General features: G+C 40.0%; 16 protein-coding genes. 2 read left to right on the top strand and 14 right to left on the bottom strand.

The window, feature by feature from the left end:
- Nucleotides 1-24 precede the first annotated feature (24 nt).
- The 9 genes from BUQ87_RS05190 to prdR form a co-directional block, all read right to left on the bottom strand.
- Nucleotides 25-912 (bottom strand): sulfite exporter TauE/SafE family protein, encoded by an 888-nt coding sequence (locus BUQ87_RS05190; RefSeq protein WP_038263369.1) that lies wholly within the window; start codon nucleotides 910-912, stop codon nucleotides 25-27.
- Nucleotides 913-1020: 108 nt separating this feature from the next.
- On the bottom strand, nucleotides 1021-2028 hold the full coding sequence (locus tag BUQ87_RS05185; RefSeq protein WP_038263366.1) for a proline racemase: 1008 nt from the start codon (nucleotides 2026-2028) through the stop codon (nucleotides 1021-1023).
- A 4-nt stretch (nucleotides 2029-2032) separates the two neighbouring features.
- Nucleotides 2033-2503, bottom strand: a complete 471-nt coding sequence (locus tag BUQ87_RS05180; protein ID WP_038263364.1) for a glycine/sarcosine/betaine reductase component B subunit — start codon at nucleotides 2501-2503, stop codon at nucleotides 2033-2035.
- Nucleotides 2504-2517: 14 nt separating this feature from the next.
- Nucleotides 2518-3279, bottom strand: coding sequence for a proline reductase cluster protein PrdD (gene prdD, locus BUQ87_RS05175; protein ID WP_038264436.1), 762 nt, complete (start codon nucleotides 3277-3279; stop codon nucleotides 2518-2520).
- A gap of 72 nt (nucleotides 3280-3351) precedes the next feature.
- Complete coding sequence (gene prdB, locus BUQ87_RS14945) at nucleotides 3352-4077, bottom strand: D-proline reductase (dithiol) protein PrdB (RefSeq protein WP_077216489.1); 726 nt, start codon at nucleotides 4075-4077, stop codon at nucleotides 3352-3354.
- Between the two features lie 3 nt (nucleotides 4078-4080).
- Nucleotides 4081-4368: a CBO2463/CBO2479 domain-containing protein gene (locus BUQ87_RS05160; protein ID WP_038263357.1), complete on the bottom strand. Its 288-nt coding sequence runs from the start codon at nucleotides 4366-4368 to the stop codon at nucleotides 4081-4083.
- 18 nt (nucleotides 4369-4386) lie between these two features.
- Complete coding sequence (gene prdA / locus BUQ87_RS05155; protein WP_038263354.1) at nucleotides 4387-6273, bottom strand: D-proline reductase (dithiol) proprotein PrdA; 1887 nt, start codon at nucleotides 6271-6273, stop codon at nucleotides 4387-4389.
- A gap of 85 nt (nucleotides 6274-6358) precedes the next feature.
- Complete coding sequence (gene prdC / locus BUQ87_RS05150) at nucleotides 6359-7648, bottom strand: proline reductase-associated electron transfer protein PrdC (protein ID WP_278309036.1); 1290 nt, start codon at nucleotides 7646-7648, stop codon at nucleotides 6359-6361.
- Between the two features lie 382 nt (nucleotides 7649-8030).
- A complete protein-coding gene (gene prdR, locus BUQ87_RS05140) occupies nucleotides 8031-9773 on the bottom strand; it encodes a sigma-54 dependent transcriptional regulator PrdR (protein WP_242943779.1) in 1743 nt (580 codons plus the stop codon).
- Nucleotides 9774-10340: 567 nt separating this feature from the next.
- On the opposite strand from prdR, the gene BUQ87_RS05135 reads away from it, so the two are divergent.
- Nucleotides 10341-10865, top strand: a complete 525-nt coding sequence (locus BUQ87_RS05135; protein ID WP_038263345.1) for a DUF4364 family protein — start codon at nucleotides 10341-10343, stop codon at nucleotides 10863-10865.
- Between the two features lie 33 nt (nucleotides 10866-10898).
- Nucleotides 10899-11159: a TIGR03905 family TSCPD domain-containing protein gene (locus BUQ87_RS05130; RefSeq protein ID WP_038263342.1), complete on the top strand. Its 261-nt coding sequence runs from the start codon at nucleotides 10899-10901 to the stop codon at nucleotides 11157-11159.
- 43 nt (nucleotides 11160-11202) lie between these two features.
- Here BUQ87_RS05130 and pstA read toward each other — a convergent pair whose 3' ends face one another.
- The 5 genes from pstA to BUQ87_RS05105 all read right to left on the bottom strand — a co-directional run bounded on the left by pstA (nucleotide 11203) and on the right by BUQ87_RS05105 (nucleotide 18192).
- Nucleotides 11203-12105, bottom strand: coding sequence for a phosphate ABC transporter permease PstA (gene pstA / locus BUQ87_RS05125; RefSeq protein WP_077216488.1), 903 nt, complete (start codon nucleotides 12103-12105; stop codon nucleotides 11203-11205).
- 1 nt (nucleotide 12106) lies between these two features.
- Nucleotides 12107-13027 carry a phosphate ABC transporter permease subunit PstC gene (gene pstC / locus BUQ87_RS05120; RefSeq protein ID WP_038263340.1) on the bottom strand — a complete coding sequence of 307 codons (921 nt, stop codon included), beginning with the start codon at nucleotides 13025-13027 and terminating at the stop codon, nucleotides 12107-12109.
- Nucleotides 13028-13270: 243 nt separating this feature from the next.
- The gene (locus BUQ87_RS05115; protein ID WP_038263337.1) at nucleotides 13271-15538 is read right to left on the bottom strand and encodes a methyl-accepting chemotaxis protein; all 2268 of its coding nucleotides are present in this window, start codon (nucleotides 15536-15538) and stop codon (nucleotides 13271-13273) included.
- Between the two features lie 106 nt (nucleotides 15539-15644).
- Nucleotides 15645-16586, bottom strand: coding sequence for a PstS family phosphate ABC transporter substrate-binding protein (locus BUQ87_RS05110; RefSeq protein ID WP_038263334.1), 942 nt, complete (start codon nucleotides 16584-16586; stop codon nucleotides 15645-15647).
- Nucleotides 16587-16833: 247 nt separating this feature from the next.
- Entirely contained in the window at nucleotides 16834-18192 is a 1359-nt protein-coding gene (locus BUQ87_RS05105; RefSeq protein WP_242943778.1) for a bifunctional folylpolyglutamate synthase/dihydrofolate synthase, read from the bottom strand.
- Nucleotides 18193-18206 lie beyond the last annotated feature (14 nt).

Here is an 18206-nt window from a genome sequence, read left to right as displayed (position 1 = left end):
ATCCGGGAAATTTTGTATGTGGATTTACTGTTCTGCAATTTTTTGAGCAAGCGCTGCTGTTTTTTTAGCAGCTTTAAGCATTGTAACCGATGTGTACAGGATAACGCCTATTACTAGCCATCTCAGTATTTCAAGAGGAAGTGTCTTTACTATATAGGCAGCTATCAAAACACCTATAACACCGCCTATTGTTATACCCATAGATGCTCTTCTGTCATACGCTTCTTCCTTGACAAATTTTATTGAAGCCACAGGCATAAGGAATGCACAAGAACCCATCATTATAGGAAACGCAACCTTAGGAGACATTCCAAGGAAGTAAATAAGAGCCATACATGGAGCGTAAAGGCCTATACCCGCTGTCATAAGAGCTCCAAGTATGAAGTTACCTGCTACTGCAAATATAAGCTTTGCTCCTGAAAGGCCTATTGCTTCTCCTCCTCCTGGCATCCAGCCCATCTGTCCCGAAAGCATAAGGAATGCAGTCACAAAAAGTGCCACGCCCATTGTAAGCTGAACCACTTTTTCAGGAAGCCTCGATACTATTCCTGCTCCCACATACGCGCCTATAGTGGCTGCGGCAAGCATAGAAATAAGAGTTACAGTTTCAACCTCTATTACTGTCATGAATATGAATGCCTCAAGCACAACAGGTATGGTACAAGAAACATTGAGCGTTCCCGGGATAACCCTGTCATGTGTCTGCTTGAATCCTTTAAGAAGGGCAGTGGTCGGGGCAAATGAGCCTATTCCAAGAGTGTCGAAAAAATTCGTAACAAAACCTATAGATGTAACCTTTCCCCAGGTATTATCCTTCTCCAGATTATTTTTATTATTCATGAAATCCTTTATAAATACAGCTGCAAACCAAATCGTAAGAAGACCCAAAACACCTAGAACTATTTTTATCATGAGATTTTCCTCCTATACACATTTTTATTTTATAAGGAATATATAATCGACAGACAGTTTTATTATCACAAAATTAACAAATAAAGTCATGCCTGCTTATGCAGCAGACTATTTTAAAATGAATCCATATTTCACTGGGTCTTCATCATCAAATACAAAATGGTTGAATCCTGTGATATATGCTGATGCTGTTATTTCTGGCACTATCGCATCAAATTCATCCACCTTTGTTGTATCCAATATTTTCCCTTTGAAAAGCGTTCCTAGTATACTTTCATACACAAAGAGCTCGCCTTCCTTTATCTCTCCTTTTGAATGAAGCGTTGCAAGCTTTGCACAGGTACCTGTTCCACACGGAGATCTATCCACCTGTCCCTGTCCAAATATAACCACATTCTTATAGTTTGCATCTGGGTGGGTTGGGTCATCATATATTTCAACAAGATCTACAGTTTTTATATGATCTAATAGGGGGTGCTTTATTTCGACAGTTTCATTTATTATATCCCTTATCTGCAGAGCCACTTTTGTAAGTTTTTGAGTGTTTTTAGGTTCAACCTTTATACCAATCTCTTTGGCGCTTATTATTGCAAAAAAGCTTCCTCCGAATGATATGTCAAACTTTATTTTTCCTATTTCAGGAACTTCTATTTCAACGTCTTTTTTATAGTGGAAAGCAGGCACGTTCTTGAATGATACTTCTTTTACCTTCTGGTTTTCCACTTTTGCCGCTGCCCTTATTAGTCCTGCTGGCGAGTCAAGAACCACCTCTGTATAAGGCTCTTTCATTTCAACCATTCCAGTTTCAAGAGCAACCGTTACTGCTCCTATTGTTCCATGTCCGCACATGTTGAGGTATCCGCCGCCATCCATGAATATTATTCCAATATCCGCTTCTTCGTTTGCAGGCGCCGTTATTATAGAGCCGAACATGTCGTTATGCCCTCTTGGCTCAAGCATTATACCCGTCCTTATGTGATCCATATTGTTTTCCAGGTAAGCCTTCTTTTCCGCCATAGTCTTTCCCTGTATGTTTGGAATTCCACCGGTAATTATACGAGTAGGCTCTCCCATGGTATGTGAATCTACAGCTTGAATACTTTTTTGGAATTTCATTTAATTACTCTCCCCTCTTTTTCATTTTGAGTTTTAAAAACGCCAAAGCTTTTTTCGCGTCCAGATGAACAGCGTTGTTTTCGCCTACCACCTGAGTTTCTATGCCTTCTTCTGACTTGTTTATGTCCACAATGGTGTCCATGTACTTGTTTGTAACCACAAATTTTGCCTGTGTCCCAATGAAGCTCAGTCCTACAACAGGAATATCCCTCTTTCCGATTTCCTCTATCGTATTCGCAAAATCGACATGTGAATTTCCCCATCCGTCAACCGATATTATGACTCCATCAGCCCTCATGCTCTCCACCCAGGTTGCAGCCCTTTTGCCTACAAAGTATTTTTCATTGTTGTCTTGAGGAGTTCCTACAACCATTACCCCCAAAAGGTCTATGTCCCTGTCATCGCTTACTACATCAATCAGAGGATCTCTGAAGTGATGCAGCGAAGTCTCTTTTGTAGATGGTCCTATTCCCATATATTATCACCGCCTTAAGTAAGTGCTCTCAGTGCGCCGTCTCTATATTCGTTTGGCGAAAATATCATGGGCACATTCCCTATGTCAATTATAGACACTCCTCCCGAAAGTCCGCTTGGTTCGCTTGGGAAGAGTTGATTGTCATACATTGCTCCTTGACCGGCTATTTGTTTTATCACTACAATTTTCTTAGCCCCAGGTCTTATCTTGTCAAAATATTCATGTAATTCATCAGCTTCTCTTCCGTCCATTTCCTTTAAAAGTTCCCTGAAATGCTGATTGAACTTATCACAAGCCTTGAAGGCTGCAAGTACAAGACGTCTGTCAAACGGCATATCCCGCTTTAGCGTCACATCAAAATGAATTATATAATCTTCTTCTGATGGGGTTCCAGCTCTCCCAAGCACTATTTGGTCTTTAAGTATCCCTTCTGAAGATCCGAATTCATTCATTTGCTTTCCACTGCTGTCAGCTCCTGTAAGCATTATATACACACCTGTAAGAGTATGCGTTATTCCCTCCCCCAGGCAGCCAAGTACCTTTGTGGATATGGGGATTATATCCATTATTGTGTTTACATATCTGTCATGGTCTCCAGGCTTTATTATCTCTATGGAAACGTTTTCTATCAAATCATCTTCCATAGCCAGCTTGTTTGATATTTCTCTGTCAATCTCAAGCATGCCATTGCATATGCTGTTTCTTTCCCCAAGCTCCACATTTTTCATGTGGAATGCTTTTATGACAAGCCTTCTTAAAATTTTTTCATTGCTCATGAACATCACCCTAAGGTTTTTATTGTTTTAAAACTTCCCCCTGCAAGGCAGGAGGAAGTTTTAAGTCTATAATTATATTTCTGCTACGTATTCATATGGTAGCGAAAGTATTCTACCAGGAGTTTGAATCTCTACAAGTTTTACAAGAGTATCTCTTAGTAGGTTAGTCTGCATTTCTTTGTTGTTTGGCTCTCCAGCGTTTGCACCCATTGGAACAAGAGGCGCAACTGCTCTAGGTGAACCGTTTTGTCTAACTACTGGAGGAAGTGCCGCTATTATTATAGTAGGTATTCCAGCTTCCTCGATCGCTCTCTGCACAATCACGGCAGAGCGGTGGCAAGTACCTCAGCCAGCTGTCAGAACAACTGCGTCCACTTCTTCTTCTTTTAACTGTCTTGCTATTTCAGGACCAGTCTCGTCAGTGAATTTCTGCTGGTCTCCTCCGCCACCCATGAATCCAAAATGTGCTGGAGCAACTTCTTTTATAAAGCCTTCCTGTGCAAGCTCCCTAAGTCTGTCTATCGGGAACATGCAGTTTATGTCTTTGTTTACGTCGGCATTGTCGTATCCACCGTGTGATACCATCATGTCGCTAGTTGGAGCATCTCCAGGTATAATTCTGAAAGTGAAATCTCCTGCCAGGTTAAACCTTTTATCCGATTTCAAATGTACACCAGCAGCTGTAGCTAAAGCAATTTTCATATCTTTAAGCTCTTTAGTTACAGGAGTCCATACCGGTGGAGGTGTTATTGGTACAAATATCTCCGATTGGAGTCCTTTTATTACAGTAAGACCCATTTATTATTCCTCGCTTTCTGTTTGTTTTTGTTTTTCGGCTTCGCGCCTTTGGTTTTCGTTTATTATCTTTTCGTATTTTTCATTTGGCTCGGGCCCTAAAACCTCAGGATAACTGAGCAGAAATCCCACTTCCAATCCAAGCTTGAGTTCATAATCGCTTATTAACATTCTCTTTGGTATCTTGAATTGCCCCAGTCTTCCCTTAAGGTCAATTGTGACACTGCCATCTGTTAGTTCTACTATTACTCCCTCATACATTCTCTCTGTGGAAGTATATTTCAATCTGTCCATATTATCCTCCGCCTATTCTTAAGCCTCTTGCTTTTCGTATATATCTCTTCTCTTCTTGCTCATCTCTAGAGATTGCTCATTTTCAAGAAGCTCTATTTTCTTTCCTGTTTCTTTTTCTATCATCTCAACATTGTTAAGCTTAACATTGTTGTTCCATTTTCTCTCTGCAACCTTGACTTCTTCTCCAGCCATAACAGCCTTAAGCATAGCAAGTGCTCTTAGTGCATCTTCCTTGCAAAGCGTGTTATTAGATAGTATTTCGTTTTCTATCCCCTGCTTGGACTTGTTGTTGTCTATCATGTACTTCATGTACTCGTTTCCAACAACCAGTGCTCCCTGAACAGCAGAGAAAGTACATCCTACTACTGCAACGCCTCTCATACCTATCTGCTCGTGGTGAGATGCAAAGTCTATGTGGTTGTTTCCAAAGCCTTCTGTAGTTATTATGGCTCCGTCTACATCCATTCCCTCTACAATCATGCCAAGTCTCTTTGACACGTAGAACTTCTCAGAGTTTACTTGTGGAGATCCTATGAATATTACTCCTGCAAGGTCTACTTCTTCGTCGTTCATAGCTTCTATCACTAGAGGCTCTCTCCAGTAGTGTCTAGAGTTTTCCTTCGATGCAGGTCCTATGCATGTAAGAGCGTGTATTCCTCCATCAAGCACTTCAAGAGGCGAAAGCATTACAGGAACGTTTCCAAGGTCTACGTTTGGCTGAGCTCCTATTGTTCCAACAGGCTCTATTGGAAGTATAAGGTTGTCGTGCATTGCTCCCTGACCCATTATTTCTTTAACTATTACTACCTTTTTCTTTCCAGGTCTTCTGTATTGAACTAGTTCTTCAGTGTCAACAACTAGTGACTCTTCAGCATTCTTAAGAGCTTCTCTTATCTCCTGAGTTATTATGTCTGTAGCCTTGTGAGCTGCAAGAGGTCCTGGTCTTTCCATATTCATTCCAGCCTTAACTGTAACCTGAGTCTTTATGAATATGTCTCCCATGTCAGGAGCTCCTGGCCTTCCCCACATTATGTTCTTGTCAAGGTCGCCTTCCGAAGAACCGAATTCACCTATTTGAACTCCGTTTTCGTCAGTTCCTGTTACCATCACTATGACTCCGTCTATAACTCTTGTAACGCCCGCTCCAAGTTCGCCCTCTTCCTTGGCTGCTATAGGCTGAACGTCCATTATTGTTTCGCTGTAAGTATTGTACTTGTCAGGTGTTATTATTTCAATTTTCATATCTGTAACAAGCTCTTCTGAAGCTATTGCATCAGGACAAATGTCTTTTCTTACATAAAGAGTATTTCCATCTATCTTAGTCTCGTCAGCAAGCTCTACCTTATCTATCTTGAAATGCTTTTTAACAAGCTTTCTAATCGCTTTAGCTTCAGCAACCTCTGAAGCCGCTTCTGCTGGAACTACAGCTTGTGCTGCCGGCATAACAGCCGCTTGAGGAACTAGTCCCATGCTAGCTGCCACTGTAAGAGGTATCTCAAGATCTATATTTCTTCCCTCGCCTATGTGTATCTTAACGCTTGATCCTCCAGCAACAGGAGCTACAGACGATACTGGCGCTACTGTTGCCACTGGAGCTACTGGCTCTGCTGACACTTCTTCAGCTACCGGTGCAGCTTCTTCTGATTTGATTTCCTTAACTCCGTCAAGTACATCAGCTGTAAGCGGAGTAAGCGCATCTACAGTCACCTTTAATTTCGCTCCAAGAACCTCTCCTATTTTAAGGCCGTTCGAAGGTATTTCTAAAAGACCTGAATCTTCAAGGTCTGGCAGTATGTTAGGATCTTCAAGATTTGAAGGTTCAATTACAGTACCTGCCTCAAATCTACAACAAGTTACAGCAGGGTCGTTTGCATGAGCCTGAGCTGTTTCTGCAGTTATTGACATATCATTTCCTCCTTGATCTAATTTTAACAATTTTATTCAAAAGACTATGTGAATAATACTATATCCACATGGTCTTTTTACTTGGCTATTTTTTTCTTCTGTATAATTTATGCCCAGACGCTCTCAAGACATGGTCTGTACTGTGGAAAACCGGAACTCCTAACCTAGGAGCTACTTGCATCACTGTGTTAGTTCAATCCTCACAAGTACCTGTTATTACTGTTTCTGCACCATGTTTTTTGAGATACAGTACTGTCTCTGCCTGTCCCGGACAGGTTCCTGGAAGGTCGCATCTGTATCTTCCTCTTCCGTCGTCAGTCATTCTTTTGCATTTCTTTTCGGCCACTACTACGGCTCCCATGCTCTCTGCTATCTCTCTGAGCCTTTCCTCTTGTGCTCCGCACTCGCATGCTATTATGCCTACTTTCTTTACATGACTTGGAAACGGCATTGCAACGAGTATTCCTCCAAGAGTCTTTGTAACAGGCGAATCTTCGCTCCCCTTCTTTCCTGTGAAAGGTCCTCCAAGCACTATCTCTCCATACGGCTTCACAAAACCTCCGCATTTTTCGATGTATTGGCTAATTGGAGCTCCCATAGGAACATCCAGGAACACCTCTCCTGTTTTTGCACTTTCCACTCTTCCACCTACAGTTATATCCTTTGTTATAACAGGCCTCCTGTCATCTATTGCCCTTGATATATTCTTAAGGGTTTCGACATTTGCAACTACAGCATTTGCTTCAAGTGGAAGCTGACCAGGTTTCAGTTCAACCCCCGTCATCTCTCTTACTATAACTCTTTCGTCTCCTGCGGGGTACATATTAGGAAGGAATTTTACATTTATATTTTTTATGTCTTTGCATGCTTTCGCCATAGCCATGGCTGCCTTCATGTGAATTTTCTTTATGGCAATTATTCCTTCTGAGGCTTTTGTGATTTCCATCGCATACATTAGACCCTTTACTACTATTTCTGGATTTTCTTCCATGAGCAAAGTATTGTGGTTAAGTATTGGCTCGCATTCCGCCGCATTGGCTATGACCATTCCGCCGCTGCTTAGGTCTGCACTGAATTTTATGTGAGCCGGAAAGCCCGCTCCTCCTGCTCCAACTATCCCTGCTTCTTTTATGAGCTCTATATAATCATCGCTGTCGCTTAGCTTCACAAATTCGTCCGGCTGCTCTTCATGAGCTTCTATTGTGATACTGTTTTCATCCACTAGCGCAACTTTTCCATATACGCTTGAATGTATGTTTGCGCCCAGTCCTTCAGGAACTGCTATAAGCTGTCCTTTTTTCACTTCACTTCCCATTTGGACTATAGGCTTGCACGGACCGCCAACGTGTTGTCTTAAAGGTAGAACTATTTTCATCATTTCACCTCCTCGCAGATAATTCAATTATATTTTGAAGCTTTAATAACTAATAGCTTTTTACGCTATATATTAAAGCAAGCTGCGTGCCAACTTTTTTATACACGCTATAAATTTTATCTATACTTCCAGCAAAGCATTGGTATTGCTGGTTTTATTTTTTTCAATGAATAATCGCCAATCCATTAATCTCATTTATAGCTCCGCTTACTTTTCGACCAAACCGTCAAATTTTCGACATGTTTTTCTATGGATTATTATTAAATTTTCAACAAACTTCATCGCTTTTTCGCTAATTTCACCGCTTGGGTCATTTTTTGTTTTTGAATATTTTTTCACATACCGACACTGTCGAAATATCGACAGTGTCGGTATTTCGACATTACAATCCATGATTCTCCATTTTATAGTATAAAGTGCTTCTTGGAATATTTAAAATTTTTGCCGCCTTTGCCTTGTTTCCCATAGCCATTTCAAGCGCTCTCACTATAGCATTTTTTTCAACCGTCTCCACTGCCGCAGCCAAATCCAACGGATATTCATCTTTTTTTTCATTTGTTTTGACGTTTTCCACTATATACCTCGGTACTATGTCCATGTCCACAACATCTTCCCTGTTTAGCACTATGAGATGCTCTACGGTATTTTTAAGTTCCCTTATGTTCCCCTTCCACTCGTAGTTTTGAAGAAGCATTAGCACATTCTTTTCTATCTCTGGCACATTTCTGTTGTTCTTTTTGCAAAGCTCTTTTAAAAAATGTTCCACTAATAGCAATATGTCCTCTTTCCTATCCTTAAGCGATGGCAGATCTATTTCAACTACATTGAGCCTGTAAAAAAGGTCTTCTCTGAATTTCCCCTCCTCGACCATACGCTTAAGATTCTTATGGGTTGCTGATATTATCCTGGCATCTATATTTATCTTTTTTTCTCCCCCAACCCTCATTATCTCTTTTTCTTGAAGAACCCTCAGAAGCTTAGCCTGCATGTGCATTGGCATGTCTCCTATTTCATCCAAAAATACAGTTCCCCCATTTGCAAGCTCGAATATTCCCATCTTCCCTTTTTTATTCGCACCTGTGAACGCTCCTGGGTCATATCCAAAGAGCTCACTTTCAAAAAGCTCTCCCGGTATCGCACTACAATTGACCGGGACAAACAGCCCATTTTTTTCGCTGTGCTCATGTATTGCTCTTGCAAAAACTTCCTTTCCTGTACCGCTTTCCCCGGTTATTATTATACTTGCATCACTTTTCGCGACATGTCTGGCAATCTCTATTTTTTTTATGAGTTTCGGGCTACGTCCTATTATATTTCCAAAACTTCCTGAAAACCGCTTTACCTCGTCCTCCAAAAAGCTCAGCTTTGTATTAGCGCTTTCAAGTTTTTGTGAAAGTTGCCTGACTTCCGTTATGTCCCTATCTGTGGATACAACTCCTATGAACTCGCCATTAATATATATTGGAAGTGCGCTTATAACTATGTGGGTGTCCTTTCTGGGTGAATGGTATTCATTTTCTATCTCTTTTCTATTTTTAAGCACCTTTGCAATTGCTGCATCAGGAAAAAAATCAAGTATGCTTTTTCCAACAATGTTTTCTGATGACATTTTGTAGAGCCGTTCAGCATTTTTGTTCCATATGTTGACTATGCCGTCGGCATCTACAACACATATCGCCTCATGTATGCTGTCAATTATGTGCCTAAGCTTCATGCTGACTTCCTCAATCTTCATATAAAAAAAGTCCCTTATCTGCTGAGACCTTATAACCCCTGCTATTTTTTTGTCTTCGAGAATTGGAAGTACTCCTATAGAGTTTTCAAGCATGATGTTTCTGCATTCCTCTAGAGTGCTTTCAATCCCAGCCGTAATGACATACTTATTCATATATTTTTTTATGGGCTGACTCTTGTCATATGCACCTATAGTTTTTATCATTGAGATATCTGTAAGTGTAAATACTCCAATGACTTTTCCCTTAGAGTCTTTCACAAAGATATCATTTGCGTTTTTTTCGAGCATTATCTCCACGCATTTTTCAATACTCAGATTTTGTTCTACCAATATGAAGTCTTTAGACATCACATCTCTTGATAGTATGTTTTTCGAACCAAAAAGAAGCAAATCCATGCCCTCCTTTAATCTAATACCACCGTATTGATTTCTAAAATCTCTCCCATGTGAAAGTAGTCTAACAAACCGCTTATGTTTTCGTCAAGTTTCAATTGTAAATTACTTTATTAATACTGAATCTGAATATGTGGGATTATAACAGGAAATGTTCTGCCGCATAATATTTGAAGTATTCATCCGCACTAGTGCTGTGAACTTTTCATTTGGTATGCGAATGCATTTTAATTTTCATATGCCGAAATGGACTTTAGATGTCGTGCAAGCGTTTCGTTGTAAGGTTAGCAGCCCTCAAGCCCGCACTTTCGAAAGTGAAGAGTAGTTTATTTATAAGACATTTCTATAAGTTCAACAAATTCTTATATACCTATATTATACCAGTAAAGTTTGATATGCGCCAATTTTCTCTGCCCATCCACTTTTTCAGCATATGCCGCATTTTGTCAATATTCAAAATCATCCGTATTTATTAAATTTATAATCGGTACCTCTGGGTACTTTCATTTTTTCTCTAAATGGTTTAATATTATATAAGTAGAGATTTTTTGGGGGATGATTAGAATGTTTGAAAATTCGTCTAAGGATTCAGCTTTAAACAAGCTTTTAATCCTGTATATATTTAAACACATGGATGTTCCTGTTTCCAATTCACAGCTGACTCAGATGGTCATGGAAATCGACCTTTTGAATTATTTTGTATTCCAGCAGTTTATGAACGAGCTCATAGAAAGTGATTTGATTGACAGCGATGACTTCAAAAGCGGATACTATAAAATCAATAAGAAGGGCGTAGAGACGCTCAACTATTTCATATCGAGAATACCTCTTGATATTCGAAAAAAAATTGACAGTTATATAATCGATAACAAAGAAAATATATTGAAGGAAACTCAGATAAAGTCAAATCTCAAAAAAAAGAGCGCAAATGAGTTCATAGTCGAACTCAGCGTACTTGAAAATGAGTCTTCCTTAATAGATATAAATCTGAACCTTCCGTCGAACAAGCAGGCTCAGCTTATATGCGACAATTGGAAGAAAAACGCACACAGCCTCTATGGAGACATAATAAAGCTTTTGATACAATAATATTCACACTTAAATTCAAGGAGGACATATTCAATGTTTACATTCAAGACATCAGGCACTTGTGCAAGGGAAATTCAGTTTAAAATCGAGAATGGAATATTGGCCGACATAAGCTTCTGCGGGGGCTGCGATGGAAATCTAAAGGGCATATCATCCCTTTGCCAGGGCATGAAAATAGAAGATGTAATAGAAAGGCTTTCAGGCATAACATGCGGCTCAAAAAATACGTCTTGCCCGGACCAGCTTTCGAAGGCACTTAGTCAATACATCATAGAAAACCAAATAAGCGCATAATAAAAAATCCCGGGATTTCCGGGATTTTTATTGTGCGCTTATTTTATTTTTCATATTTGTTCCTTATTATTACCGCCACGGCATTTGCCGAAAGCAGAAGGATCATGAGCACTAGTATTCCTGCCGCTGCAATGTTTTGGAATTCAGCTTGAGGTCTTGAAGTCCAGTTGAATATTTGTATTGGCAGTACAGTGAACGAGTCCGTTATACTTTCAGGAAGGAATGATATATATCCTGCCGCCCCTATTATTATAAGAGGCGCCGCCTCGCCCATTGCACGCGACATCGCAAGTATTGTCCCTGTCAGTATTCCTGGAAGTGCATACGGAAGCACAACACCTGTTATAGTCTGCCACTTCGAAACTCCAATTGCATATGCCCCGTGCCTAAGCTCGTTTGGAACTGATTTTAAGGCTTCTTGAGAAGAAACTATTATAACCGGCAGTATGAGAAGTCCAAGTGTAAGGGCTCCCGATATTATACTTCTTTCAAAACCCATGAACCTTACGAAAACTGCAAGTCCAAGTATTCCATAAACTATAGAAGGCACTCCTGCAAGATTTGCTATGTTCACCTGAAGTATCTTGTTGAACCTTTTTTTCTTGTCTGAGTACTCCTCAAGGTATATTGCCGTTCCAACCCCGAGAGGGAATGAGAATAGGAATGTAAGCGACATAACCCATATGCTTCCCACAAGAGCCGACTTTATCCCGGCCTTTTTGGCAAATCTTGATGGGAAACTCGTAATAAAATCAATGTCAAGCCAGCCTATTCCTTCTTTTATTATGTTGGCCATGAGCACCATAAGCATCATTATTCCAAACATTATTGCACCAAAGAAGAACATTTCGAACAACTTACTCTGCATCCTTCTTTTCATTATATTTGATTTGCTTCCGACTCCCTTTATCATGCTGCTGTCCACCGCACTTTCAATCCCCTTCATATTAGTATTCCTCCCTGTATTTTGCTACTATGTGTCTTGCAAGTATGTTCATGAAAAGAGTCATTATGAAAAGCAGAAATCCAACCGCAAACACAGTCTTGTATTCAACAGATCCATGAGCTATGTCCCCAAGGCTTATGTTTACCATGTAGCCAGTCATGGTCTGTATACTTTTTAGCGGATTTAGTGTCAGGTTGCTGTTCGCCCCCGCCGCTATCGCAACTATCATGGTCTCCCCTACTGCACGTGATATAGCAAGAACGAATGATGAAACTATGTTTGAAAGCGCAGCTGGCAGCACCACCTTGACTGCAACTTCAAACTTAGTCGATCCAAGGGCGTATGCCCCTTCTCTTATTGCATCAGGCACTGCCTTCATCGCATCCTCGCTTAGGGATGCCACCATGGGCATTGTCATTATTCCAACCGCTATCGCTGCACTCATTGCATTAAACACCTCTACGTCATTAAAAACCACTCTTAAAAAAGGTGTTATGAAGTTAAGTGCAAAGAATCCGTATACTATCGAAGGTATTCCCGCAAGTATTTCAAGCACAGGCTTTACTACCTTTCTTACATTGGCAGGTGCAAATTCACTAAGGTATATTGCGCTTCCAAGTCCTATAGGTATTGATATCACACTCGACATAAGAGCTATCATAAGCGTTCCTATCACAAGGGGGATAACCCCGAAGTGCTTCGGCGCCAGCGTTGGTGTCCATTTTGTAGTGAACAGGAATTCAAATATTGAAACTTCTGTAAAAAAGCTCACGGTCTCCGAAAAAAGCGTCACAACTATGCCCAAAGTTACAAGTATGGATGCAGCCGAAAATGTTTGAAGAATTGTCTTTACGATTTTTTCCTGGGTGTACATCTTCTTTATATACTTGTCTGTAGTCTTGATTTTTACATTGTTAATCATTGAAAACCTCCACATTTCAAATCTGATTGTAGTTTGTATATCTGATTTAGCTTATTGAAAATCCATTTGTAAAGCGCCCTCTAGCGAAAGGCGCTTTTTAATTTTATAGACACAGTCTTGTTAATTGTTTTATATTCACTTCGTTTACAAGTTAAATTATAGCATTAAACGTTGGAATCTAGCGGTTAACATTGTGTTAACCGTGTTAAGTTCATGTTAAGATCATATTGTCCGCGTTTCAAATTAGTATACAAATATCCTTATTGATTCCTTTAAGTTTTGAGAAAGCCCGTCCAAATCATCGCTCTCCTTTTTCATGTCTTCCATTATCTTAAACTGAATCTTTGACTTTTCATTTGCGCTCTCGCTCATGGCCGCAGCGCTTTGGGCGATTTGTGAAATTTGCGAAACCGAATTTATTATTCCGTCTTTCATAGCATTTATTCTCGATATGTTTCCTTCTACCCTGTTTATGTCTTCAATCATACACATTATACTTTTTAATATGTCGTCAAATGCGATTTTTGTATCTTTCACCGCTTCCCGTTGTAGCTTTATGGCCATTCCATTTTCACTTGAAATCCTTGCCATGGAGTGAGTCTTTACCCTTATGCCTTCTGTTATCTCCTTTATTGTATCCGATTCACACTTTACCATTTCAGCAAGTTTTCTTATCTCCCCGGCTACTACAGAAAACCCTCTCCCCGCTTCTCCTGCCCTTGCCGCCTCTATGCTGGCATTTAGCGCAAGTAGATTTGTCTTTTGGGAAATCATGGCTATTGTAGCCACGATTTCCTGTATTCGGTCTATCTGATCCACAAGACTCTTCATTTCAGATTCAACTTCCATAGAGCAGCTATAGGCCGTATTCGATTTTTCCTCCATGATGTCCATATGCCTTACCCCTGAACCTATAAGCTGATCTGTCTGAGCGGAAGTCTTCATCATATTTTCAATATGACCATTTGTATGTGTTATAAGGCCGTCCAGATCCAAGAGCTCACCAGATGCATTTTCAAGCTCTGTAGTCTGATTCGAAGCTCCAATATAGACCTGCTCCACGACGCATGCCATATCATCTGTAAACTCACAGGCATTTCCTGAAATTTCACCTATATATCCCGATGCCCTGTTCATACTTTCAGAAGCTGTGCTTATGTTTTCAATGAGCATTTTGAGCTCTTTAACCATGAGGTTGAATACGTCATTGAGGCCCTTTATCTCCTTATTGACTGCAAAGTCGGCATTTACATTAAGATCTCCCTTTGCCACTTTATTCATAAGCTGTACTATTGATTTTATAGGCGTTTCTATATTTTTTGAAAATTTGAATGCCGAAGCCATGCAAATTACCACTATAAATGCTGTAAGTATAAATATGAAATTCCTTACTGCATACATTCCGCTTTCAAATTCGGATTTTTTTATGTTGGCCACCACAAGCCATGGTGCATTTTGAAGCTTTTCAAATGCTGCGGCGTTTTTTATTCCGCCTATTGTATGAAAACCAAATCCTGCTGCATCTGAATTTTCATCGCCCAGCTTTTCAATGGAATTTTTTATGAGTCTGCTGCTTGCATACTCATTCCCATTTTTTATGTCCTTGTTATAAAGCGTATTTCCGTCCTCATCTAATATGTATATGAATCCTGTGCTTCCCACCGATATATCTCCTATTGGCTGAGTAAATTTTTCAAGATCGTACATTATAATCATTACCCCGAGTTTTTGAGCAAGTGTCGATATAGGCTTTGCAGCTGGAATTATTGTCGTGCCCGTAGCTTCAGATATAAATGGCTTTCCGATTACAAACTCATCCCCGTTTTCTATGGATTCAAAGTATTTTTCATCGGAAAAATTCTTTCCCATGTACTGCTCATTGTGCTTTGCTCCACCTGAAATAACATTGCCTTTTATATCCGTTATAAGTATTGTTTCATAAAGTCCCCTTGATGACTTTACTGCGTTTTGGAGTGAAAAACTTATTTTATTGAGCCTTATCCTGTCGTCTATTTTAAGGTCGCTGTTTACATCCTCCATGAGTAGCGCCAAATCTGGCTGTGCTTCAATTCCCTGCATTACAGTCTGGGAGTTTTGTATCATGAGGTCAAGGCTTGTTTTGACTTCACGTGACTTTGCATAGAGCATCTCCTCCTGGACTGAATTTATCTGTCCTTGCACTTTAAAGTATGTAAACCCTCCCATTACCATTACTGGAATTACCGAGAGCATCACCATTACCAGCAGAAGCTGGAATCTAAGTGATATTTCAGGAGAGTTGAATATTCTTCTAAAATTCTTTAGCGCAAGCAACAAACCTTGCTTCACTGCTTTCTTTGTATCTGTACTTTTGATATTTTTTAACCCGCTGAATAAATTTGATATTTCTTTTTTGTCTTTTATTTTTAATCTGCTCACTGTAGTCCGTGCAACCATTTTTATATTTGTTGAATTGCATTTTATATGCGATGTGATTTTTTCAAGCTTCAATTTTCCCCTTATTCCCCTCATCAGACTACCTCCACATTCAAATAATCACATTTTAAAAGCGCCTTCATGTAGAAGGCGCTTTTTAGTTTTATATTTGCAATTTTTGTATATGTTTTTAATTTTGGCGTTATTTTAGAAGGTCAAGACCCTTTTGATATTCTTCATCCGGAAGAGCTACGTATCCAACCTCTGCAACAAGGTCTTTTGCACTTTCAAGGTAGAACTGTATAAATGTCTTAACTTCTTCTCTCTCAAGCGAAGCCTTGTTCACATATATGAAAAGTGGTCTTGAAAGAGGTGAATATTCTCCTGACTTTATAGTGTCAAATGTTGGCTCAACAGGACCGCTTCCACCATCTATCTTTACAATTTTGACCTTGTCCTTGTTTTCAGCATAGTAAGCGTATCCGAAGAATCCTATGGCATTCTTGTCTCCGCTTATTCCCTGTACAAGCACGTTGTCGTCTTCACTTGGAGTAAAGTCTGGTCTCATAGCTCCGCTTTCGCCGTTTATTTCTTCAGTGAAGTAGTCGAATGTTCCAGAGTCTGTTCCTGGCGCATAAAGCTTTATTTCTTCATTTGGCCACTCAGCTCTTACGTCTTTCCAAGTCTTTACCGTGCTGTCTGGAGCCCATATCTTTTTAAGCTCTTCAACGCTAAGGCTGTCAACCCAGTCATTTTCTTGGTTTACAACAACTGACAGTCCGTCGTATGCAACTGTAATCTCAACATATTCTACTTCATTTTCATTAGCCTTTGCAGCCTCTGAGTCCTTTATAGGTCTTGAAGCGTCGTTTATGTCTGTCTCGTTTATTGTAAACTTTTTAAATCCTCCACCAGTTCCAGAAACTCCAACAGGTATTCTCACATCAGGGTGCTCTGCACTAAACTCTTCCGCAACTGCTTCTGTTATAGGAAATACCGTAGATGAACCGTCGATTTTGATTTCTCCTGAAAGTTTAGCTGTCTCTCCTTCTGGTGCCTCGTCTCCTCCACCGCATCCTGCGAATGCAAGCATTGAAGAAAGTAAAATCATTGACAAAAATCCAAGTTTCTTTTTGAATTTCATTTTTAGGTTCCCCTCTCATGTTTTGTTTTTAATACGTGGACAATTCAGTTTTTATGTTCTGCCGTGTCCTTTGTATCCGATTTGTCTTACAAGTAAGATTATAGCATTAAACGTTGAAAAGTAAACCCTTCCAGCAGTTAACATTGTGTTAAGCGTGTTAAGTCCACGTTAACTTTATTGTGTTTAATTTACAAACCAAAATGAGATTGGCGCAGTTGCGCCAATCTCATTTTGGTTTGCATTCAATCTATTTTTCATTTAGTATTATGCTTCTCACGCTGCCTATCATATACAAAGAACCCGCAATTATTATGGTACTGTCATCTTTTGCAATGTCGACCGCCTCGTGTATTGATTTTCTTATGCTGTTATTGCTTGCGATTATGTGAACATTTTTAAACTCTTTTCTTATAATGCGTGAAAGCTCTGACGAATCCATTGCCCTTGGATTTTCGGGAGATGTGCATATTATGGTTTCAGCCAGTGGCACGAGCTGTCTTATTACCTTATCAACTTCCTTGTCCCTTAGCATGCCTAGAACCAGTATTGTTTTTTCCCTTTTGAAATTGTCCTTAATGAAGCTTGAAAGGGCTTTTGCCCCATGCAAATTATGTGCCCCGTCTATTATTATATTTGGCTCCGTTTTCAAAAGTTCCAGCCTTCCAGGCCAAACTGTCCTTTCAAGCCCCTTATACATGCAGTCCTTCCCTATGAAATAACCAAATGTCTTGCTGAGCTCCCACACAACATTAAGCGCCACTATGGCATTGTTTACCTGATGCCTTCCTATTAGCCTTATTTTCATGTCTTCGAAGCTGTGCCCATCTACTGTGCAGTTAAACACCTGGGCTGAAAGGTCGCTCATTTTGATATTGCTTTCTATGTCGGCTATTATAAGCTTTGAATCTTTTTCAGCAGCCACCCTCTTTATTACTTCCATGGCCTCTTTGCTTTGAGGATACACTATCACCGGCATTTTAGGCTTTATTATGCCCGCCTTTTCGTATGCTATCTTCTCGATTGTGTCCCCAAGCATGTCCATATGGTCCATGTCTATAGGTGTTATTACGCTTACAAGTGGCTTTTTGATTATATTTGTCGCATCATATCTTCCTCCAAGCCCAACTTCAAGCACTAAAAAGTCAACCTCTTTTTCGTAGTAGTAGTAAAAGGCTATAGCCGTTACTATCTCAAATTCTGTCGGGTGATCATACCCCATATCCAAAAGGGTGTCTATGGCCTTTTTAACTGCGCTTGCCGATTTTGCCAGCTCGTCCTTGCCTATGTCTTTAGAGTCTATTTTTATCCTTTCACAAAAGCTTTCAAGATATGGCGATGTAAAAAGCCCCGTCTTGTAACCAGACTGTGTTAGTATGTGGCTTATGAAAGATGAGGTTGATCCCTTGCCGTTTGTTCCTCCCACATGTATTATATTGAGCTTTTCCTGCGGATCGCCCAGTATTTCCATGAGTTTTTTTATCCGCTCAAGACCAAGAACACTGCCGAACTTGGATGTAGAGTGGATATATTCAAGCGCCTCCCTGTAGTTCATCAATTTCACCTCTATGTCGACAAAGCCGAAAACTGTATGTTTTCGGCTTATCATGTATTTAATATTAT

The organism is Peptoclostridium litorale DSM 5388, assembly GCF_900141635.1.
Classification (GTDB): Bacteria; Bacillota; Clostridia; order Peptostreptococcales; family Peptostreptococcaceae; genus Peptoclostridium; species Peptoclostridium litorale.
This window is presented reverse-complemented; position numbering and strand designations above follow the sequence as displayed.